A 20781-nucleotide genomic window follows, 5' to 3' on the forward strand; every position below is an offset into this window, starting at 1 on the left:
CAGTAGTTAAGCTCATTTACGGTGACAATACTTGGCTGGCGACGGCCCGGGAAGATAACTCGACGCGCACATCTACATTCCTCAATAGCTCAGTCGGTAGAGCATGCGGCTGTTAACCGCAGGGTCGTTGGTTCGAGTCCAACTTGAGGAGCCATTTAAGAAGTTTGCCGCTACTGACAAAGTGGCGGCAAATTTTCTGCCTTATTTCTTGGGCAAAACGGAATTTGGAAACGGGCCTTTAGCTCAGTTGGTTAGAGCATCCGGCTCATAACCGGACGGTCCCGGGTTCAAGTCCCCGAAGGCCCACCAAAACCTTTCATTGTTCCTTCGGGGACTTGAAAGGCCGAAGAAAAATAATTCAGTGAATTATTTTTCCGGCCGTGGGTGTCAGACAAATCTGACCGCGTGCAGCTCGGCGGGCACTTCCGCTTGAACGTCCAGCTCCGCAAGGCCCACCAAATAAATATCTGAACCAGACCGATGACGTAAACGCATCGAACATAGGGGTATAGCTCAGCTGGTAGAGCAGCGGTCTCCAAAACCGCGTGCCGTGGGTTCGATCCCTACTGCCCCTGCCAAAATGGCCCGGTAGCTCAGTTGGTTAGAGCGCTAGCCTGTCACGCTAGAGGTCGTGGGTTCGAGCCCCATCCGGGTCGCCATTTTTTCTTTGGTGACAAATTAAATATGCTGTTGTAGCTCAGCAGGCAGAGCACTTCCTTGGTAAGGAAGAGGTCGACAGTTCGAATCTGTTCAACAGCTCCACAAAAAACACCTTGCAAATTGCAAGGTGTTTTTTTGCGTTCGAAAAAGAATGTCAGGAAACTTCGGAACCAGCTGCATCCTCGCCGGTAGACAGGTAAAGTTCCTCACAGTCGCGCTGTGCGGTGATCAGAATGTCGATGGCGTCTTCGACTGCACGGAAGAGCTTGAAATAGAGTTCTTTGTAGTTGGGTTCGGGCAAGATTCATCACCTCGAACATATTTTAGGACATATTGTCCAAAATGTCAATAGGACACATTGTACTAGGATATAGTTCATATTGGTGATATAGATGCAAAAAGAAATTCGTCTGCGCATCCGCGATTTAAGGGAAGACGCAGACCTCACACAAAAGGAAATCGCAGACTATTTGGAATGCGACCAGTCGCTGTATTCAAAATATGAAAGAGGCGAACGGGTTGTGCCGTTAGAGGTGGTCTTCAAGTTGGCGATTTACTATAAAACCAGTATGGATTATTTGGTAGGGTTGACCGATCAGCGTTGACACGATGTTAATATGAGTATTTTATGCGAAGATTGCATAAAAGTAATATATTAAGTTCATCGGGTGTACAATGATTAGGAGTTAAGTAGCGCCAAATAGTCTTAGTGGCTGTATGTTTGTACTTAACTTGACAGATTCCCCGGCTTGCGCTATACTGAAAGCATAAAAAAGGGCGCGTTGCCGGTAGACGGTTACGCCCTCAAAATAGCTTTATCAAAGTGACCGCTAGTTTTGGACGACTCGGCGGTCATTTTGCATATGTAATGAAAATCCATGCGAAGAATGCAATGAAAAGCACCGTACGCAACATCTTCTCATACAATGCGTTCACCCCCTTCCGGGTTGGAATGAGGCAAACTTCACCTCCTTCCTGTGGAGGAATGGAGGGCAATAACCGCCTACCGCTGGTATCGGCAGCGCGCTGAAAAATTTAGTTTTTCCTGTCGATTAGCTTACCATATTTTTCAAAACAGCGCAAGCCGTATCTGTCATTTGATCGTATTTCGATCCCCTGTAAATATTTCTGGACTTCCCGCCCGGATTCCGATATGATAGAGATATCAAAACACGAAAGAGGGGAGATCTATGGGATATATTTTTGCCGCTTCGATTTTTGACATCTTTCATTTCATGCCGTTCACAGATATCGCGCAGCTCGTCTTGTTCTGGCTGGGACTCAACTACATGCGTGAGTTTAGCCCGCTTTTTAATAAAGCCAGACCGTGGATGCTCGCGGGAATCTGTATCAATGTGCTGTCCATGATTGGCTTTACGAGCGAGCGCTTTGAGATCTCATTCGGGGATGTCCCCTTGGTGAGCATTGCTCAGGGGATTGTCTGGCTGTGGTTCTGGTATACCCTGATTCGTGCCATCCAAAGCCTGGAGCCTGTTTATGGCGATCTGCACAGCGGCATGCTGTTCAAGCTGTATTACATCTGGGTCGGCCTGTATGTCGCGTCCTACGTCATCGTTTTGGTGGGACTGCTGGGCCTGAATGCTATTGTGGGTGTGGCCGTTCTGTTTGGGGTCGCCAACCTGATCGTCGCCATCCTGCGCATCGTCTACCTGTACCGCGCATGGCAGGACTTCAACATCCGGCGCGAGCAGCTGAATCAGGTTTCGTATGACACGTTCTCAGAGGAGAAAAGATAATGAATTGGATTTTTGCGGGCTTAATCTGTGCCCATTTAGACGTATACTTCAATAGCGGCGTGGATTTATTGCCCGATTGGCTGGGATATCTGCTCGTATTGTACGGTATGAAGACCCTGTATCCTGTCCTCCCGGCATTCGACAAAATGCGCATTGTACCGCTCATCACTGCCATGTGCAGTATCGTGCTGTTCGGCGCGAATGTCATGGGCTATCTGCCCAGCGCCGGCTGGCCGGGTGCGTGGATGCGCTTTGTCGATTACGCGCTGACCATCGCGGTCGAGCTGGGCTTCTGCTGGTCGGTACACGCGAGCGAACGCCAGCTGCAATGCGAACTGGATGACGCATCGCTGCTTGCTGCCGTGGGCGTGACTTGGGCCTTTGCCATCCTCGGTGTCATCCTGCGACTGGTCGAAAACGACATTTTCGCCCTGCTCACCACGATGTCCACCGCACTCCTGACCCTCTGGCTGTTCTATGCGCTGTGGGAAATCGTCAAAAATTATCGCTACACCAAGATGCAGCAGGCTTTTGAGAAAAACCGCTGGTAAATTGCTGAGAAATGACAGAAAAGGACGCAATCGCGTCCTTTTTTTCTGTCAAAAACCGGGATGCACGCGCTTTTCTGTGGAAATCTTCTCCATCGTGTGCTATAATGGCAGGGACGGACGCTTTGGCATCCGCTAAGGAGGTCTTTCCGTGAAATTTGTCCGAACCATCGCCTTTGTGCTGTGGGTGGCTGTGACAGCCCTCGACCTGTACATCGAACTCGACCCGCGCTTCGTCGTGAACGTACCGGTCAAGCTGGGATTTGCTGCCGCGTTTGTCGCGCTCTGGTCGATCGTCTTTCCGCCGACCCGGCGGCACATGGGAAAATGGCTTGCGGTTTTGTTTGTCTACTACGTCTGGATGCTGCTCAACATCCTGTTTTTTGACAACGCTTTCGGTCGAGAACAAATGCACTATGGCATCAATCTCGAACCTTTCCACACCATCCGCAACTATGTTCGCGCCTACAATCGGGGCTATATTCCCGAGATCGCAATGATGAATCTGTGGGGCAATGTCGCGGCGTTCGCACCGATGGGCTTTTTCCTGCCCAGCCTGTGCCGACCGTTCGGCAACCTGTTCGCCTTCGTCCCGACCATGTTTTTGATGATCTCGGGCGTGGAGATTATGCAGGTCGTGACCGCCTGCGGCAGCGGCGATGTGGATGATCTGATCTTAAATCTGGCGGGCGTGCTGGTGACCTGGCTTGTGCTGTGGCCGCTGTCCCGTCATATCAATAACCTGCTGAGGAGGAACCGTTATGATTCGTAATGTAGTAATTGTCGGACTTGGCCTGATGGGCGGCTCGATGGCAAAGGCGGTGCGCGCCTATACAGACTGCAAGATTTACGGCTGGAATCGCACACGCGCCGTGGCTGAGGAGGCCATCCGCGAGGGCACGCTGGACGGTTTCGCAGAGGATGACGTGCTCGCACAGACCGACCTGCTGGTCATCAGCCTGTATCCCCAGTCGACCATCGACTGGCTGACTGAGCACATGAGCAAGCTCAAACCCGGCTGCCTCATCGTCGATTTTGTCGGCGTCAAGCAGTGCGTGGTCGATGCCATCACGCCCCTCGCAAAACAGTACGGCGTACATTATATCGGTGGTCATCCTATGGCGGGCAAGGAGTTTTCCGGCTTCGCCTACGCCGAGGCCAGCCTGTTCCAGAATGCAAGCATGATTTTGGTGCAGACCGAAAGCAGCCCCCTGTGGGCGGTCGACGAGGTCGAGGGATTCTTCGATCAGCTGGGCTTTGGCCGCGTCGTGCGCTGCTCGGCTGAACAGCACGACCATATGATCGCGTTTACGTCTCAGCTCTGTCACGTCGTATCGTCGGCTTACATCAAGAGCCCCGAAGCGCTCAAACATAACGGCTACTCGGCTGGCAGCTACAAAGACCTGACCCGCGTCGCAAAGCTCAATGAGGATATGTGGACCGAACTGTTCCTGCTCAACCGTGAACCGCTGGTACAGGAGATCGACGAGATTATTAAGCACCTGACCGACTACCGCGACGCGATTCGCGACGGCGAGACCGAACGCCTGCGCAGTTTGCTCCGCGATGGCCGTATGATCAAGGAAAGTATCGGTTAACCACCGCACCCATCATGGAAGCTTTCGCCAGCCTTTTCAAAGGCTGCGGGTTCTCAGGGCAGAGCCCTGAGTCGTGTCCCGCAGCCCGTAGGCCACTATCCTTATTCCCGCGCCGTGCGCGGATTAAAGGAGTGTGACACGGAATCTCCTCTTGATTCCCGGTGTCCGCCCCGGGAATCAACCAAAACAAACCCCAAAAGCGCCGTCTGCTGACGGCGCTTCTTTTTTTATAAATGTCCCCAAAAACAAAAGCAGCCTGCCGGAGGCAGACCGCTTTTGAAAAGAGAACGAGTTGGACTTTGGGGATAAATATAGTATAGCAGACTTAACTGCCGGATACTATTTGCGCCTTGGACGAATCTAAAGGGAAATGATGTACAATTTGCACAAATAAAGTGTGTTAATGAACAAAGAGCATAGATAAAACGACTAAGCTTCGAGCAGCTGAAAAGACTCACGAATGTTTTCAAAATCTCCGCGATAGGTATCGAACGCATGATACAGCGCACTGTCACGAGAATCCGTATCATCCACCGACAAAGTACACAGATAGAACTTGCGATCGGCGGTGGAAGCCAGCTCGATAAAATCTTCGGGGAACGGTTCATCCGGGGCAGCAGATACAATAGAAAATAACGTGCAGCTAACACCCTGTTCGATGCTTTCATCTGCTGTGTAAATGAAGGCTGCCTCTGAGCGTGTCGCTGTTTCTTCGGTTTGAATCGTCAAAAAATCATACAGCGAAGAGCGAATTGCAACGGAAAAACCAATTTGCGCATTGGTATACGTGGTGCATTCTTCGGGAGTAGGAGCAGACAGCTTTTTGCCAAGATTGGGATCGATATGGACATCGTTCATCAGCTGCTCAAATTCTTCATCAGAAATCTCTTCTTCGGAAATCTTGACGGGCTCTGTGGTAATTACGGTAAAGTGGCCATCTACTTCCACATAGGGTCGTGCTCTATAATAATAATGACCCAAAATTACGATTGCTGTCACGAGAACAGCCATCACAACACCAATACTGATACCAATGATGATCTTTTTCTTCCGTTTACTCTTGCACAGGACTTCGGGGTCGACACACTCCATCAAAGCCTCCGCGACTTCTTCCGGCTGACCAAGCTGCGCACACAGCTCATCATAAGAGCCATTAAGCTCAGAGAGTGTACTGTCGGAAAACTTTTGCAAAAGCAATCTTTTTTGTCTGCGCGGACAGTCTAACCCGTGTTCTACTGCCGAAAGGTACGCTTGCGAGCCATTCATCGGTTGGTTCCTCCTAGATCGGTTCCTGCGTCCATGATGTCCAGCACCGCCTGATGCAGCTTGAGATAACGAGGGAACAGGGAATGCAGGTATTCTCGTCCGGCATCGGTAATGTGATAGTATTGCCGCACGCGGTTGTCGGGAGAAATCTGCTTGTCGCCCTCTTCCAGATACCCCTGATCGACAAGGCGATAAATCACAGGGTAGAGCAGGGAGAGTGTATAGACGCCGAACGAGCGGCGCTCGAGTTCCTGGGTCATCTGGTAGACGTACATCGGCTCTTCACTGAGCAGATGCAGTACCAGCATAGGGCTTGCAGCCCGCTTGAAGTAGTCTTCAAAGGAGTGACCCGAATCCTTGTCGGACTTTTTTCCTCTGGCCATTGGAAAACCTCACATAACTCGTTATGGCTTTATTATAGCAATATGATTTGAAAAATCAATGATTAGCAATGGGAAATTTTTGTTGACATATAGTATCTAAAGTAATATATTGAGATTATACGAGAATTTGAGATGCCTGAGAAGTAAAACAAGGAGGATTATGACATGAAATGGAAATATTCTATTAGCATTTTAACAATGACAGCAATCCTAGCAGGAATGGGAACAGCTTCTGCAGTGAATATGATGTGGAGTGTGGATATCGTTGAACAAGTTTTGCAAGCACGAAAAGATTTTTTTATGAACGGCTTATCATACAGATGGGTTGATTCGCCAGAACAGGTGAACTGGGATGAAATTGGAGACAATGAAGTTATTTTGGTGCCAAATACGGAAGCACCTGACGGCAATTATACGGTAGACGTGTCCCAGAATTTGAGTGCGGTTAATCCATTGGACACGGGGAAAGAAATCTTATATTATTTGTTTTGGACAGAAGAGGATAAGCTCGAGGCAGATGTAGCTGCCTTGCAGAACAAGCTGGATTTGACGGATGAGCAGATGGAAGCGCTGAAAGAATTGGGTCTCAAAGAGCACCTTGTCTGTCAAAATTTGAGCGAAGTGTATGCAGATGATGCGAGTTCGTTTAATGCTGCTTTGGATGAAAACACGCAGGCAAGTAAGCAGAGAATACAGGAGATTTTGGGAGATCGAACGGAAGATTTTAGAAATTGGATTGCTGCTTGGTGGGAAGAAGAACGGCAGGATCGAATGCATTCAGATGCTTGATGTGAATATTTATTATAAAGGATGAACATAAAAAATCCCTCCCGAGCGGGAGGGATTCTTTATACTGGCAAGCCGTGCAGTTGTAAGAGCAGACGCGCCAAATCAGCGATAGACAGGGCGGGAGCGGTAGACCGAGCGGTGATATCGCTCAGCAGATGTACCTGAATGGTATCTGTGAGATTGGACAATTCATAGACATGACCGTCGAACGAGGCAAAGGCGCTCGTTGCGTATAAAGTTTGTTTGGGGATTTCGTAAGCAGATAAAGTGTTGCCAGTGTCATTTAGAACACGGATGGATTGCCTGGTTTTGATTTTGTAGGTTTCGTCCTGTGTGACCTCCTCCACGTAAATCATCGGATGGCCGTCGATCGTTTTGCCGAGGTACTGGACTTGCCCCAGATAGTAGTCGGACGATACGGGGATGCGTTGGGTCTGATTATTTGATGGATGATAGACGATCAATGTACCCGACTTAGAGAATAGTTCCTCGGTATCTCCATAGTCCATGTAATAGAAGGTGCTATCGTCCAGACGATAACCGTCAAATGTTTGGGTGATTTGGAGCTGATCTGTATATTGTTCGGGTAGTTTGAACTGATAGGTCGTGCCGTGGTCACCTTCGGGCATATAAAAATAGCCGAATCCGTTTGAGATTTGGAAGTTTGAGAGCTGTTCGTCGAATTTTGGAGTGAGAGAAGCAACTTTTGCAAAGATTGAGCCGTCGTAACGATACAGATTTAATAGGTTATCGATGGCGTAGAGCGTATGCGAATCCCCGGCGATATCGATTGCTGTGAAATCTGATATGGAAATTGTTTTTGTCAGCTTGTGATTCTGGTAGGCTAAGATGCGATTCTGGGCAGAGTCCAGCAGATAGACTGTTTCATTTGCGACAAAATAGTCTTGTGGACCAAAGACCGAGCTTTGTTCATCTATGCGATAAGACAGCGTGGATGGGGTGACTGGAATTTTCAATATGGTTGTGCCGAGAGCGGCAGCGCAGGACAGTCCGGTTAAGGCTGCGCCGATACAAGCGGTACACAGTAATTTTTTGAGCATAGGGAGTTCACTCCTTTCGTACAAGATGGCTTTGATATCTTTACTATATCGTGAGGGGTATATATTGTCAATGCTAAATATAATAAATTTCATTTACTGTCTGTGTCGAGAGGCAGGGTGCAGAAAAAGGGAATAGAAAAGCCCCAATCCGGTAGGTTGGGGCTGATGACCGCGCATAGCGCGGAGGGGGATTGCGCATCCTGCGGGATGCGCTTCTTTTGATTATTTTTGGTTGATTCCCGGGTCGAACACCGGGAATCAAGAGGGGATTTCGCCATCTAGCACTCATTTTATCCGCGCACAGCGCGGGAAAGAGGATAGTGACCTACGGGTCGACGGGCGACTCAGGGCTCTGCCCTGAGAACCCGCAAGCCTTTCGAGAAAGGCTTGAGCGAAAGCTTTAATGATTGGTGCGGTGCTTATTTCTTTTCTTTGAGGCCGAGGGTACGACGGACGCGGGGGATAAATGCCGAGGCGAACTTACCCTGACCGCGGCTCTTAACGTAGAAAAAGCCGATGATCGAGAACACGACAGCGCCGATAAAGTTGACGATCAAGTCCTTCATGGTATCGATCAAGCCGATATCGATATAGCCGCCATATTTTGCAATCCAGTCCTCACCATTGACGATGAGCGAATCAATTTTGACGTGTTCGACGACGTTCAGGCCGTCCGGGTTAAACATAACCGAGTTGATTTCGTGCACAATCCAGTCCTTCTGCATATCCATGTGCAGGTAGGTATCGGCGGCGAACTCGAAGAACTCCCACAGCACGCCGACGGTCATGGAAAAGCAGAATGCGACGATAGCGAGGAACAGGGGAGACAATTTCACCGAAAAGCGTTCGCTTCGGTTAAAGATATCCACGAGTGCAAAGCCGATGGCCGCCATCAAAAAACCGTTTATGGTGTGCAGCATGGTATCCCAATAGGGAATTTTGGTGTAATAGGAGTTGATTTCTCCCATAATTTCGGCGGCGAAGATGAAACAGTAGATGATGGTCTCGAGTGCCGGCGGCAGATCGATGCCCAGTTTGCGGTCGACGAAGATGGGGACGGTAAACAGGGCGAGGGTGAGCACACAGACAAAGAGGTGCTCGTAGTTGCCGCGCAGGAACGCGCGGGCGGCGACGAAAACGACAATCAGGGATAGCAGTCCGCGGATGGTCATACGGCGCCGTTTGTTGCGGGATAACATAGGATACTCCTTTCGGGGTGGGAGATCTCAGGGGCGGGAGAAAGGAACCGCCGAGATCGGGAAAATGGGAAAAAAGGGTCTCCGGCGGAGCGCCGGAGACCCGGGACAGTTGCGAGACGTTTATTCGATGCCCTCTTCCTCGCCCTCAGGACGAGTATTGAACGCATAGTCTTCACAATTGTTAACAGCCTCGACTTCGTTTGCGTAGGGGCAGACAAAAACGCGGCCTTCGGTCTCTGCCTTAGCAACGCAGATCTTGGTACCGACTGCATCGCGGCGGCGGAACAGACACCACAGCTTCTTGGACATATGGATTTACCATCCTTTCTCAAATAGGAATCCTCGTTATTATTTTATCATGCACAGTAGCATTCCACAAGAGTTTTCCCGGTTTTCCTGCCGAGGAAAAGGCAAAATCCCCTTGCAACCGGTATATGGGTGTGATAGCATTAAGGTAATGAAGGCAATTACGGACGGGGTTCTGGTTTCAGAACCGATTTGGAATTTGAAAACAGAAAGGGAAGATTGTTTTGACGCATGACATGAACTATCTGCGCCTGTTGGCCGAGAAATTTCCGACGATCGAATCGGTCACCAACGAGCTGGTCAACCTGCGCGCCATTATGCACCTGCCCAAGGGGACGGAGTATTATTTTTCCGATCTGCACGGCGAACATGAGGCATTCATCCATCTGCTGCGCTCGGGTTCGGGCGTCATTCGCGAGAAGATCGACGCGCTGTTCCGCTCGTCGATGATGGAGGAAGACCGCTCTGCGCTGGCGGCGCTGGTCTACTATCCGACCACGCAGATGGCGCGTGCGCGCAAGACCGAGCAGAACTACGCCGACTGGTGCGCCATCACGATCAACCATCTGGTGATCGTTGCGTGCGAGGTTTCGGCCAAGTATACGCGCAGCAAGGTGCGCCAGACGATTGACCCGCGCTATGCCGGACTGATTGAAGAGCTGATGAACACCGACGGCACCGATGTGGACAAGCGTACCTATTATAGAGAGATGATCGAGACCGTGGTGCAGGTGGGCTGTGCCGAGGGACTCATCAAGGCGCTGTGTCATTTGATTCAGCAGATGACCGTCGATCAGTTACATATTATCGGTGATATTTTCGACCGCGGCCCGCGTGCCGACCGTATTTTGGACGAGCTGATGAAGCACCACGACGTTGACATCCAGTGGGGCAATCACGACGTTGCCTGGATTGGTGCGATGTGCGGCAACCCGGTCTGTCTGATGAGCGTGCTGCGTATCGCCATCAGCTACAACGGTTTTGACTGTCTGGAGGACGGCTACGGCATCAACCTCCGTCCGCTGTCCATGTTCGCGGCAACCACCTACGCGAACGACCCGTGCGAGCGCTTCATGCCGCACGTGCTGGACGAAAACGAGTTCGACCCGGTCGATCCCGCGCTGGCAGCCAAGATGCACAAGGCGGTCACGGTGATGATGTTCAAGCTGGAAGGCCAGCTCATCCGCCGTCATCCCGAGTACGAGATGGAAGGCCGTCTGCTGCTCGACAAGATGAATCTGGAAAAGGGCACCATCCAGATCGGCGGCAAGGAGTATCCGCTGACCGACACCAATTTCCCGACCGTAGACCCCAAGGACCCCTATGCACTGACCGAGGAAGAACAGAACCTTTTAGACGGTTTCCAGGCCTCTTTCCGCCATTCTGAGCGCCTGCGCACCCATTTGGACTTCATTATGAGTCACGGTGCGATGTACAAGATTGCAAACAATAAGCTGCTTTATCACGGCTGCATTCTGGTCGAGGAAGACGGCTCGCTGACCGAGGTCGAGCTGGGCGGCAGCCGTCACAAGGGTCGTGCGCTGCTCGACTATCTGGAAATGCACGTGCGCCGCGCCTACCACTCTGAGGCGCCCGACTCGGTCGACCTTATCTGGTACCTGTGGTGCGGTGCCCGTTCGCCGCTGTTCGGCAAGGACCGCATGACCTCCTTTGAGCGCTACTTTATTGACGACAAGGCGCTGCAAAAGGAGCACATGAACCCGTACTATAAGCATTACGACCAGCCCGAATTCTGCGAAGCCATCCTGCGCGAGTTCGGACTTGACCCGGCGTGCAGCCATATTGTCAACGGACACGTACCGGTCAAGCACGGCGACTCGCCCATCAAGGCAGGCGGCCGCCTGTTCGTCATCGATGGCGGCATCTCCAAGGCGTACCGCTCCAAGACCGGTATTGCCGGTTACACTTTGATCTCCTCCTCGCACGAAATTCAGCTCGCAGAACACCGTCCATTCCACCGCGGAAACGACCTCGAGAGTCCGGAAACCTATACCACAGTGCACATCGTCGAGCGCATGCCGCGCCGCCTGATGGTCGAGGACACCGACGCAGGCCAGCGCTTCAGCCGCCGCATTGAGGAGCTCGAACAGCTGCTGGGGCTGTACCGACAGGGCGTTTTTGGCGAAGCGTGAGATGCACGGGGGCTCGTACAAAAATGGCAAAATTGTAAACATTTTCGGCAGACTTCTACGTTCGCAAGAACAAGGTAGTTTTTCCCTTTGCTTTATGCTATATTGAAGGTGAAAAGAACCTGCTTTTGGCACAGCGCCTGCTTTCCCATGCAGAAAGGAGGATGACCCAAAATGTTGTTTACAGCACTGCAGCAGTACGATTCCGCGCAGATCCAGGCCGAACTGATTGGGTATCTGGGCGAACTGGGTTTGGATGAGAGCATACTTAACACAACACTCAGGGGAGACATCACGATTGGCTCGCTCACAAACGGGCTGACCGAGCGCTTAATTGCAAAGGCGGCCGAAGAAGACCGCCGCAGATTCCGCGAAAAGCAAAGCGAAGGCATTGCGCGTGCGCAAAAAGCCGGTGTGGCCATTGGCCGACCGACGCGGAAGCAGGACAAGCGATTCCATAAGGTACGCGATATGTACCTGGCACAGGAGGTCACCGGACAGGAGGCCGCCCGACTGCTTGGCGTGGCACCGAGTACCTTCTACCGCTGGCTGCGGCAGGAAGGGGAAGCCAAGTAGTCCGCCATCTGCGTACCGCAGGCGCAGCCCTGCGCCTGTCACTCCCTCAAAAGCGGGTTCCGTCCCAGTGCGGAGCCCGCTTTTTTCTGTGCCATACCGCATGTTTCACCGGATGCGGCCAAACACCCATAAGACACCGGATTGTATCCCTTTTCCACTGTTCAAAGTCCGGTTTTTATGATACACTGAAAGCACATCAGTAAATTTTGGACAACCCGAAGGAGGGCGGACATGAAACGATTTTTTGCCGGCTTGCTGTGTCTGCTGACCATGGGCGCGTGCAGTCTGACACTGAGCGGCTGTACGCTCAAGACCGGCGTAGATTTGATGCAGCTGCCCAAACCGAATAAAGACCGTCAGGCCATTTCCGACGAGCTCGAGCGGGTGCGCTCGACCGACGCGGTGGAGGACGCACCCTACGAGGGCGAGAACCGCAACACCGTACAGATGGTCGATCTGGACGGTGACGGCGTGGAAGAGGTCGTCGCCTTCTTCCGCGCACCGGCCAACGGCAACACCTACGAGGCCGTGGTGCTGAGCAAGCAGTCGGACGAGTCGTACACCTGTGTCGGACGCATCCAGGGTACGGGCGTGCGCATCGGCCAGGTCAGCTATCCGGTGGTGACCGAGGACGGACAGCGCTGCATTTTGATGAGTATGGACAAGGCGGGCGATCAGGGCAGTCACCTGATTGCAGCCGATTACAGTGACAGCGGCATCGAAGTGATGCTGGAGACCGATTATATCAGTATGCTGACCGTCGATCTGGACAGTGACGGTTCGCAGAACGTCTTTTTGATTTCCGGACAGGAAAACCGCCGCACGGCGACCATTTACAGCTATGATGAAGAGGATCGCGACCTGACGCTGATGAGCGAGAGTCCGCTGTCGGCATCGGCCAAGATCATCAGCCGTCTGGACAGCGGCTATATCGCGGACAATCAGCCGGCGGTCTTTGTCGAAGAGACGGTATCGGGCGGCAGCGGTCAGCAGACCGACCTGTTTGTCTACCAGCCCGAAGAGGGACTGCGCAATCTGGCGCTGAGCACCGAGAACGGCACCGGTCGGGGCACCTACCGCGTCGTACCGGCCAACGCCTGCGACATCAACGGCGACGGCCTGACCGAGATTCCGCGCGCGGTGCACATGGTCGGTTCCATGTCGGACGGCAGCGACGCGGTCTATATGCTCGACTGGTATCTGTATAACGCCGACGGTGACCCGACCTACGTCGAGACCACCTACCGCAACGTCAGTCAGGAATGGGACTTCCGCATCAGTCAGGACTGGTATGACGCGGTGCACGCGGTCAAGGGCTCGCAGGACGGCACCGACTATACCACCTTTGAGGTGTACGCCGCGGATGGCAAGTCCATTCCGCTGCTCACGATCTATTATATTCTGGGCGATGAGAGTGAGATCAACGCGCGGGTCGAGGCTTCCGATGAGTTGTTCGCGCTGGACGCGACCGATTCGGGCGTATTTGTCGCACAGATTCCGGCGGAAGCCAATAGCAGCAGCCTGAAACTGACCGAAGATCAGGTACATGAGCGATTTTCGCTGATTGCGGTTGACTGGAGCGCATCGCAGTGGTGACAGGAGGGAAAAGCAAATGAAGCGTAAAGTATTGGTACTGGAAGATGAAGAGAATATCCGCAGCTTTGTCGTGCTCAATCTCAAGCGCGCAGGGTTCGAGGTGATCGAGGCGGGCAGCGGTGAGCAGGCACTCGAGCTGTTTGAGCAGCACCCCGATATTCAGGTGGCCGTGCTCGACGTCATGCTGCCGGGCATCGACGGCTATGAGGTGTGCCGCACCATGCGTGCACGCGGCTCGCGCGCGGGCATCATCATGCTGACCGCACGCACGCAGGAGTCGGATAAGGTGACAGGTCTCATGACCGGCGCGGACGACTACGTGACCAAGCCCTTCTCGGTCGTCGAGCTGGTTGCACGCGTCGAGGCACTGTTCCGCCGCGTCGGCGGAGGTGGTTTCCAGGAGGACGACAGCATCCGTTCGGGCCCGTTCCGTCTCAATGCCCGGTCGCGCGAGGTGACCAAGAACGGGGTCAAGATCGAGTTGACCCAGATCGAATACGGCATTTTGAAGGCGTTTATGAGCAATGTCGGCCGCGCGCTGTCGCGTGACGACATCCTCGAGATGGTCTGGGGTCACCACTACGTCGGTGAACTCAAGATCGTTGACGTTAACATCCGCCGTCTGCGCATCAAGATCGAGGACAATCCGGCTTCGCCGCGCTATATCGTCACCGTGCGCGGCTTCGGCTATATGTGGGAAGGCTGAGGGGAATGAAGTACCGAAAAAGCAAATCCCGTAAAAAGCGCGAGAAAAAGGACTGGCTCGCCGCACTGATCGAGCGGCGCCGGCCCAAGCAAAGCGCGCCTGCGGCATCGGGTACACCGCCTGCGCCCGGGACGGTGCGTATCCAGCACTCACCCGGCGGTCTGCGCGGCCGCTGGCTGATGAACTCGCTGTCCTTTGTCGTCGTCATTCTGGCCGCGGTCGTCATCGCGGTCACCATGGGATTTTCCAGCTATTACTATAATAGTATCCACGACATGCTCAGCTATCGCATGAGCACGCTCACCACCAACTTCTATAACAGCGGTTGGCTGGCCAATCTGGAATACTATTATTATGGTATGGAAAAGACCATCGGCGATTTTGACATCAACATGCGTGACAAGATCGAATTGCAGTTCTTAAACGACCGGGGCACCATCCTCAAATCGTCATCGGGCCTTAACGACGGCACGATGGCGGTCACCGGAGACGTGGCGCGTGCGCTCGGACAGGACGAGGACGGGGACGGCAAGAACGAGGGCGAACAGAACGGCGTGATTCAGGTCTGGACGGGTGAAGACCCCATGACAGGCGAGCGCGTCCTGAGCATGACCACACCGCTCTATATCGAGGACAACCATCTGGTCGGCGGCATCCGCATGGTCACTTCGCTGGCCATCGCGGAAAAGCAGACCATGTACTTCGTGCTGTTCTCGGTGGCGGTCAGCCTGCTGTTTTTCGCACTGGTCGTCCTGTCTAACCGCTACTTCCTAAAGTCCATTTTGGAGCCGGTCACCAAAATAAACGTCATCGCAAAGGAGATCGCCGCTGGGCGATACGGGATGCGCCTGCAAAAGGCGTACGATGACGAGATCGGTGAGCTGTGCGACACCATTAACTACATGTCGGATGAGATCTCACGCACCGAGCGCATGAAAAATGACTTTATCTCGTCGGTATCGCACGAGCTGCGCACGCCGCTGACCGCGATCGACGGCTGGAGCGAGACCTTGCTCGCAGTCGGCGCGACCGACCCCGAGGAAGTCATGCAGGGACTGGAGATCATCCACAAGGAGAGCCGCCGCCTGACCCGTATGGTCGAAGAGCTTCTGGACTTCGCCCGCATCGAGTCCGGACGCATGAAGCTCGAGGTTGAGACCTTTGACCTGGAAATGGAGCTGTACGAGGCGGTTTACATGTACGAAAACATGCTCGCCAACACCGAAATGAAACTGAGCTATCACACCGACGACGTGGACAGCTACTTTGTAAACGGCGACCGCCACCGCATGAAACAGGTCTTCCTGAACATCATCGACAACGCGGTCAAGTACGGCAAATCGGGCGGACGCATCGAAGTCGACCTGCGCCACGAGGGCAAAAACATCGTGGTCTGCGTGCGCGACTACGGCGTAGGCATCCCGGAAGCCGAGCTGCCGTTCGTCAAGGAGAAATTCTATAAAGGCTCGTCCAAGGAGCGCGGCAGCGGTATCGGTCTGGCAGTCACCGACGAGATCGTTAAACTGCACGGCGGTACGCTGACCATCCGTTCCAAGGCAGGCGAGGGCACGGCGGTTTACGTGTCCGTTCCTGCCATCGACGTCCATACCGCACTGGGCGTCGAAACGTCCATCGCAGAGGAGAACACCCAATGAAGCATTACGAAATGCCGCCGTGCGTGCGCAAGACCACGATCGGCGGCCAGGCGATCATCGAGGGCATCAGCATGAAGGGACCGCAGACCACCTGCGTGACCGTGCGCAAGCCGGACGGAACCCTGACCTTTCAGGAGCGTCCGACCCCCAAGCCCAAGCACCCGTTTTGGAAATTGCCGATTGCCCGCGGCGCCTACACCCTGTTCACCGCCCTGAAAGACGGCATGAACGACATCAACTATTCCGCCCAGTTTTTCGAAGACGACGACAGCGTCGATACCGAGCCGTCGCGGTTTGAAAAATGGGTAGAAAATCACATTTCGTCGGACAAACTGGAAAAAATCCTGATGGGTTTTGCTATGATCATCGGCACCATCCTGCCCATCGCACTCTTTCTGGTCGCACCCACGCTCATCGTGGGCGTGCTGCCCGACGGTGCACCCTACTTCGTGCGCAGTCTGCTCGAAGGCGTGGTGCGTATCATCCTGTTTTTGATCTTTATGTGGTCGATTTCCCATATGAAGGACATCGAGCGCACCTTCCGCTATCACGGCGCCGAGCACAAGACCATTTTCTGCTACGAAGCCGGTCTGCCGCTGACCGTCGAGAACGTGCGCAGCATGCCGCGCTTCCATCCGCGCTGCGGCACCAGCTTTATGATCGTCATGATGATCATTCCCATCCTGATTTTTGCCTTTGTGCAGATGGATAACGTCTGGCTGCGCATGATTTTGCGCCTTGTCCTGCTGCCCGTCGTGGTCGGCATCGCTTACGAGTGCAACCGCTGGGCCGGACGACATGACGGCGTCATCAGCCGCGCCATTCGCTGGCCGGGCATCCAGATGCAGAAGCTGACCGTATTTGAGCCGGACGACAGCATGATCGAGGTTGCAATCGCGTCCATGGAAAAGGTCATCCCGCCCGACGACAGCGACGCATGGAAGTGAGAGAGATGGAAGACATAAAAACACTGCTCGCGCACGTCCGGCACCAGCTGGACGAGGTCGGAGCCGAACAAATCCCGATGCCCGATCTGGAAGCGCGTGAGCTGACCGCGTGTGCGCTCGGTATTGACCGCCGTCTGCTGCCCGCGCTGGGCGCGCGTCCGGTGACCGCGTCCGAGTGCGAGAAAACCGAGGCGCTGGTCGCTCGCCGTCTGTCGGGGGAACCGCTGGCCTACGTGCTGGGCGAGTGGGATTTCTACGGCATCACGCTGCGCGTCACGCCCGACGTGCTCATCCCGCGCAGCGACACCGAGCGCCTGTGCGAGTTGGCCATCGAGCGGGTGCAGACCATGCAGAGCCCGCGTGTGCTCGACCTGTGCAGCGGCTCGGGCTGCATCGCGCTGGCGCTGCTGCACGAAGTACCCGCCGCGCAGGCGGTCGCGGTCGATGTGTCCCCGGCAGCGGTCGACGTGGCAAACGGCAACGCCGAACGGCTGGGACTCAGTGACCGCTATCGGTGCGTCATCGGCTCGGCGCTCGAGCCGATTGCCGACGCAGACCGGGACGCGTTCGACCTCATGGTGTGCAATCCGCCCTATATCACGGCCGACGAGATGCGTGAGCTTGACCGCGACGTTGCCGAATTTGAGCCGCACCTCGCGCTTTACGGCGGTGAGGACGGTCTGGATTTCTACCGCACGGTGATGAAAACCTGGCGTTATGCCGTCAAACCGGGTGGATACCTGCTGTTTGAGTGCGGCTGGAAACAGGGTCAGGCCGTGGCCGAGATCTGCCGGGAGGCAGGCCTTTCCGAGGTGCAGGTCGAGACCGATTACGCAGGCGTACCGCGCATCGTGTGTGCCCGGGTGCCCCTGTCCTGACCGAACAGGCATTCGAAAATCGCTTGCAAATCGGCGCGCCGTGCATTATAATAGAGGAACTGAACGTACAATCATGGAGGAACCCTATTTATGGCGTCTAATAATAAAAAGAAGTTGGAGCCGGTCGCCCCGGCGGCCAACAAACAGGAGGCCCTGGCCAAGGCGCTGGGTCTGATTGAAAAACAGTATGGTAAGGGCGCAGTCATGCGTCTGGGCGAGAATACCGGCATGGCAGTCGACCACATTTCCACCGGTTCGATCGGTCTGGACTGTGCGCTGGGCATCGGCGGCCTGCCGCGCGGCCGAATCGTCGAGATCTATGGACCGGAATCGTCCGGTAAGACCACGGTTGCCCTGCACGCCATCGCGCAGGCACAGAAGGCAGGCGGTGAAGCGGCATTCATCGACGCCGAGCACGCTCTTGACCCGGTTTATGCCCGTGCGCTGGGCGTTGACATCGACAGCCTGCTGGTATCCCAGCCGGATACCGGTGAGCAGGGTCTGGAAATTGCCGAAGCACTGGTGCGCTCGGGTGCACTGGACATCGTGGTCGTGGACTCGGTTGCAGCGCTCGTACCCCGTCAGGAGATCGAGGGCGAAATGGGCGATTCGTTTGTCGGCCTGCACGCCCGTATGATGAGCCAGGCCATGCGTAAGCTGGCAGGCTCGATTGCAAAGTCCAACTGTGTGGCCATTTTTATCAACCAGCTGCGTGAAAAGGTCGGCGTGGTCTACGGTAACCCCGAAGTCACCACCGGCGGCCGTGCGCTCAAGTTCTATGCTTCGGTGCGCATCGACGTGCGCCGTATCGAGCACATTAAGAACGGTACCGAGCTGCTCGGCTCGCGCACCCGCTGCAAGGTCGTCAAGAACAAGGTCGCGCCTCCGTTCCGCGAGGCAGAGTTCGATATTATGTACGGCGAGGGCATCTCGCAGACCGGTGAGCTGGTCGATCTGGGTGTCGAGTACGATCTGGTGCAGAAGTCGGGCGCGTGGTTCTCGATGAACGGCGTGCGCCTGGGTCAGGGTCGTGAGAACGCAAAGCTGTACTTTAAGGATCACCCCGAAGAGGCCGAGGAGCTGCACAAGAAGATCGTCGAGGCGATTGCAGCCGATCACGCCAAGCTCGCGCCCAAGCGCAAGAAGAAGGGCAAGGACGACGAGGACGCAGAGGAGACCGAGGAGACCACGGCAGCACCGGCAGCGCGTGAGGAAAAGAAGCCCGAGAAGTCGCGTGCGGTTGCGATTGATGCCGATGACTTCGACGAAGACGACGGGATTGACGTATGATGCGGCGTGCGCGTGACGTGCAGCCGCCCGACCTGCGCACGCTGAGCCGGGAAGAGCTGGAAGAGGTCTACCGCAAGACGCTCGATCTGGCGGCAAAACTGCTGTCCTACCGTGCGCTGTCGGCATCGGCACTGCGCGAAAAGCTCATCGACAAGGGCTGCGCCGAGGAAGCCGCCGATTATGCGCTGGCCTACTTGCAGGAACACGGCTTTCAGGATGACCGCAAGTACGCCGAGAGCACGGTGCGCTCGTACACCCGACGGGGTTACGGCACGCTGCGCATCCGGCAGGAGCTGCGCCGCCGCGGCATTGAGCGCGACGACGCGGACGCGGTCATGGAGGACTGCGAGCCCGACCTTGACGCCATGCTCGCACTGCTCGATAAGCGCCTGCACGGCGATCTGTCCGACCGCAAAGAGGTTAACAAGGCGGTTGCCGCCTTGCAGCGGCGCGGGTTCCTGTGGGAAGATATCCGCCGTGCACTCAACGAGTACGGCGCATCCATCGATGCCGATTTCGACTGAGAAAGGGAAGCTATGCTCAAGAAACTCAACTGGTGCGTGTGCATCCTGGCAATCGTGCTGAGCGTGCTCAGCTTGGGCACGCTGGTGGGCGGAGACATGGGACTGCTGCTCGCGATGGCGGTTCTGCCCAAGACGGTCACCGCCGGGGTGTGCGTAAGCGCTGTGCTGTGGATTGTCGCCTGGTGGCAGCGCAACGACGCGGCAGCCCGTCCGGCGATGATCGCGGTCGCCTGCTTTGCCGTCTGTACCCTGATCTGGCTGAGCCATGCGTTCCGGCTGGCCGGTCTTGTGCTGTGAGAACATCAAACATTTGGGAGGGATCACCCCATGATGCGTAAATTTCTCTGGCCGGTTGTCGCGCTGGCCTGCCTGCTGCTCGTCGCTGAACTGCTGGATCTGTCCGCCGTGCGGCCGTTCGGCGCGATTTTGTCCATCGTCGGCATGGCGTTCTGTCTGCTTGCGCGCATGTCCGCCCGCAGCAAAGCCGACCGACAGCACGACCGCGTGGCACATTTGACTTTCTGGCTGTATGCCTGTGCGCTGGCCATCTGGATTTTCCTGATGTTTTGGCGATAAAACGTGAAAAAAGACCGCCGAAAGGCGGTCTTTTTGTTGCAATATAGGATTTCTTGTGTTATTCTGAGACACAGGAAAAATACTTTTCAGCGCGTTGCCGTACATAACGGTAGGCGGTTATTGCCCTCAAGCCCTCAGTTAATGGGAAGGGGGTGATCTTATGGTGACATACAGCGAACTATTTCAGTTTTGCCTTGTCCTCATAGGTTTTGCCGGTCTGATTGTCCAGATTTGCAAGAAAAAATGACCGCCCAGTCGTCCAAAACTAACGGTCATTTTTACCAATAGTCTGAGGGCGTAACTGTCTACCGGTAAC

Annotated in this window: 23 protein-coding genes and 5 tRNA genes; 22 read left to right on the plus strand and 6 right to left on the minus strand. The window is 54.6% G+C overall.

Annotated features, from left to right (window positions below):
- Nucleotides 1-78 precede the first annotated feature (78 nt).
- The 5 genes from B5F17_RS13125 to B5F17_RS13145 all read left to right on the plus strand — a co-directional run bounded on the left by B5F17_RS13125 (nucleotide 79) and on the right by B5F17_RS13145 (nucleotide 762).
- Nucleotides 79-154 (plus strand) — tRNA-Asn (locus B5F17_RS13125).
- Nucleotides 155-232: 78 nt separating this feature from the next.
- Nucleotides 233-309: transfer RNA gene (locus B5F17_RS13130), tRNA-Ile, on the plus strand.
- Between the two features lie 193 nt (nucleotides 310-502).
- Nucleotides 503-578: transfer RNA gene (locus tag B5F17_RS13135), tRNA-Trp, on the plus strand.
- A gap of 4 nt (nucleotides 579-582) precedes the next feature.
- Nucleotides 583-659: transfer RNA gene (locus tag B5F17_RS13140), tRNA-Asp, on the plus strand.
- 27 nt (nucleotides 660-686) lie between these two features.
- Nucleotides 687-762: transfer RNA gene (locus B5F17_RS13145), tRNA-Thr, on the plus strand.
- Between the two features lie 52 nt (nucleotides 763-814).
- Here the strand turns inward: B5F17_RS13145 and B5F17_RS14980 are convergent.
- Complete coding sequence (locus tag B5F17_RS14980) at nucleotides 815-961, minus strand: hypothetical protein (protein ID WP_164470523.1); 147 nt, start codon at nucleotides 959-961, stop codon at nucleotides 815-817.
- Nucleotides 962-1064: 103 nt separating this feature from the next.
- Between B5F17_RS14980 and B5F17_RS13150 the strand changes: the two genes are divergently transcribed.
- The 5 genes from B5F17_RS13150 to B5F17_RS13170 all read left to right on the plus strand — a co-directional run bounded on the left by B5F17_RS13150 (nucleotide 1065) and on the right by B5F17_RS13170 (nucleotide 4563).
- A complete protein-coding gene (locus B5F17_RS13150; protein WP_087374564.1) occupies nucleotides 1065-1265 on the plus strand; it encodes a helix-turn-helix domain-containing protein in 201 nt (66 codons plus the stop codon).
- 585 nt (nucleotides 1266-1850) lie between these two features.
- The gene (locus B5F17_RS13155; RefSeq protein WP_087374511.1) at nucleotides 1851-2417 is read left to right on the plus strand and encodes a hypothetical protein; all 567 of its coding nucleotides are present in this window, start codon (nucleotides 1851-1853) and stop codon (nucleotides 2415-2417) included.
- The gene (locus B5F17_RS13160) at nucleotides 2417-2968 is read left to right on the plus strand and encodes a hypothetical protein (RefSeq protein WP_087374513.1); all 552 of its coding nucleotides are present in this window, start codon (nucleotides 2417-2419) and stop codon (nucleotides 2966-2968) included. The genes B5F17_RS13155 and B5F17_RS13160 overlap by 1 nt, the downstream gene beginning before the upstream one ends.
- A 148-nt stretch (nucleotides 2969-3116) precedes the next feature.
- Nucleotides 3117-3737, plus strand: coding sequence for a VanZ family protein (locus B5F17_RS13165; RefSeq protein ID WP_204244622.1), 621 nt, complete (start codon nucleotides 3117-3119; stop codon nucleotides 3735-3737).
- Nucleotides 3727-4563 (plus strand): prephenate dehydrogenase, encoded by an 837-nt coding sequence (locus tag B5F17_RS13170; protein ID WP_087374515.1) that lies wholly within the window; start codon nucleotides 3727-3729, stop codon nucleotides 4561-4563. The genes B5F17_RS13165 and B5F17_RS13170 overlap by 11 nt, the downstream gene beginning before the upstream one ends.
- Before the next feature lie 429 nt (nucleotides 4564-4992).
- Here B5F17_RS13170 and B5F17_RS13175 read toward each other — a convergent pair whose 3' ends face one another.
- Nucleotides 4993-5829, minus strand: coding sequence for a hypothetical protein (locus B5F17_RS13175; protein WP_087374517.1), 837 nt, complete (start codon nucleotides 5827-5829; stop codon nucleotides 4993-4995).
- Nucleotides 5826-6212 (minus strand): PadR family transcriptional regulator, encoded by a 387-nt coding sequence (locus B5F17_RS13180; RefSeq protein WP_087374519.1) that lies wholly within the window; start codon nucleotides 6210-6212, stop codon nucleotides 5826-5828. Before B5F17_RS13180 ends, B5F17_RS13175 begins: the two co-directional genes overlap by 4 nt.
- A 165-nt stretch (nucleotides 6213-6377) precedes the next feature.
- On the opposite strand from B5F17_RS13180, the gene B5F17_RS13185 reads away from it, so the two are divergent.
- Nucleotides 6378-7001 carry a hypothetical protein gene (locus B5F17_RS13185; RefSeq protein ID WP_016148728.1) on the plus strand — a complete coding sequence of 208 codons (624 nt, stop codon included), beginning with the start codon at nucleotides 6378-6380 and terminating at the stop codon, nucleotides 6999-7001.
- A 59-nt stretch (nucleotides 7002-7060) separates the two neighbouring features.
- Here B5F17_RS13185 and B5F17_RS13190 read toward each other — a convergent pair whose 3' ends face one another.
- The 3 genes from B5F17_RS13190 to B5F17_RS13200 form a co-directional block, all read right to left on the minus strand.
- Nucleotides 7061-8062 carry a hypothetical protein gene (locus B5F17_RS13190; RefSeq protein ID WP_087374521.1) on the minus strand — a complete coding sequence of 334 codons (1002 nt, stop codon included), beginning with the start codon at nucleotides 8060-8062 and terminating at the stop codon, nucleotides 7061-7063.
- Nucleotides 8063-8481: 419 nt separating this feature from the next.
- Complete coding sequence (locus B5F17_RS13195; protein ID WP_087374523.1) at nucleotides 8482-9261, minus strand: DUF2238 domain-containing protein; 780 nt, start codon at nucleotides 9259-9261, stop codon at nucleotides 8482-8484.
- Between the two features lie 120 nt (nucleotides 9262-9381).
- A complete protein-coding gene (locus tag B5F17_RS13200; protein ID WP_016148725.1) occupies nucleotides 9382-9570 on the minus strand; it encodes a hypothetical protein in 189 nt (62 codons plus the stop codon).
- Between the two features lie 233 nt (nucleotides 9571-9803).
- Between B5F17_RS13200 and B5F17_RS13205 the strand changes: the two genes are divergently transcribed.
- The 11 genes from B5F17_RS13205 (at nucleotide 9804) to B5F17_RS13255 (ending at nucleotide 20465) form a co-directional block, all read left to right on the plus strand.
- A complete protein-coding gene (locus tag B5F17_RS13205; RefSeq protein ID WP_087374525.1) occupies nucleotides 9804-11720 on the plus strand; it encodes a fructose-1,6-bisphosphatase in 1917 nt (638 codons plus the stop codon).
- Between the two features lie 171 nt (nucleotides 11721-11891).
- Nucleotides 11892-12293 carry a helix-turn-helix domain-containing protein gene (locus tag B5F17_RS13210; RefSeq protein ID WP_087374527.1) on the plus strand — a complete coding sequence of 134 codons (402 nt, stop codon included), beginning with the start codon at nucleotides 11892-11894 and terminating at the stop codon, nucleotides 12291-12293.
- 231 nt (nucleotides 12294-12524) lie between these two features.
- Entirely contained in the window at nucleotides 12525-13889 is a 1365-nt protein-coding gene (locus B5F17_RS13215; RefSeq protein ID WP_087374529.1) for a hypothetical protein, read from the plus strand.
- Nucleotides 13890-13905: 16 nt separating this feature from the next.
- The gene (locus B5F17_RS13220; protein ID WP_016148721.1) at nucleotides 13906-14595 is read left to right on the plus strand and encodes a response regulator transcription factor; all 690 of its coding nucleotides are present in this window, start codon (nucleotides 13906-13908) and stop codon (nucleotides 14593-14595) included.
- Nucleotides 14596-14600: 5 nt separating this feature from the next.
- Entirely contained in the window at nucleotides 14601-16250 is a 1650-nt protein-coding gene (locus tag B5F17_RS13225; protein ID WP_087374531.1) for a sensor histidine kinase, read from the plus strand.
- Nucleotides 16247-17197: a DUF1385 domain-containing protein gene (locus B5F17_RS13230; protein ID WP_087374533.1), complete on the plus strand. Its 951-nt coding sequence runs from the start codon at nucleotides 16247-16249 to the stop codon at nucleotides 17195-17197. The genes B5F17_RS13225 and B5F17_RS13230 overlap by 4 nt, the downstream gene beginning before the upstream one ends.
- A gap of 5 nt (nucleotides 17198-17202) precedes the next feature.
- On the plus strand, nucleotides 17203-18075 hold the full coding sequence (gene prmC / locus B5F17_RS13235) for a peptide chain release factor N(5)-glutamine methyltransferase (protein ID WP_162608189.1): 873 nt from the start codon (nucleotides 17203-17205) through the stop codon (nucleotides 18073-18075).
- A gap of 90 nt (nucleotides 18076-18165) precedes the next feature.
- Nucleotides 18166-19365: a recombinase RecA gene (recA, locus tag B5F17_RS13240; protein ID WP_016148717.1), complete on the plus strand. Its 1200-nt coding sequence runs from the start codon at nucleotides 18166-18168 to the stop codon at nucleotides 19363-19365.
- Entirely contained in the window at nucleotides 19362-19889 is a 528-nt protein-coding gene (locus B5F17_RS13245; protein WP_087374537.1) for a regulatory protein RecX, read from the plus strand. Before recA ends, B5F17_RS13245 begins: the two co-directional genes overlap by 4 nt.
- Before the next feature lie 12 nt (nucleotides 19890-19901).
- On the plus strand, nucleotides 19902-20186 hold the full coding sequence (locus B5F17_RS13250) for a hypothetical protein (protein ID WP_016148715.1): 285 nt from the start codon (nucleotides 19902-19904) through the stop codon (nucleotides 20184-20186).
- A 30-nt stretch (nucleotides 20187-20216) separates the two neighbouring features.
- A complete protein-coding gene (locus B5F17_RS13255; RefSeq protein WP_087374539.1) occupies nucleotides 20217-20465 on the plus strand; it encodes a hypothetical protein in 249 nt (82 codons plus the stop codon).
- Nucleotides 20466-20781 lie beyond the last annotated feature (316 nt).

This window comes from Butyricicoccus pullicaecorum (assembly GCF_002160355.1).
In the GTDB taxonomy this organism is placed as follows: Bacteria; Bacillota; Clostridia; order Oscillospirales; family Butyricicoccaceae; genus Butyricicoccus; species Butyricicoccus pullicaecorum.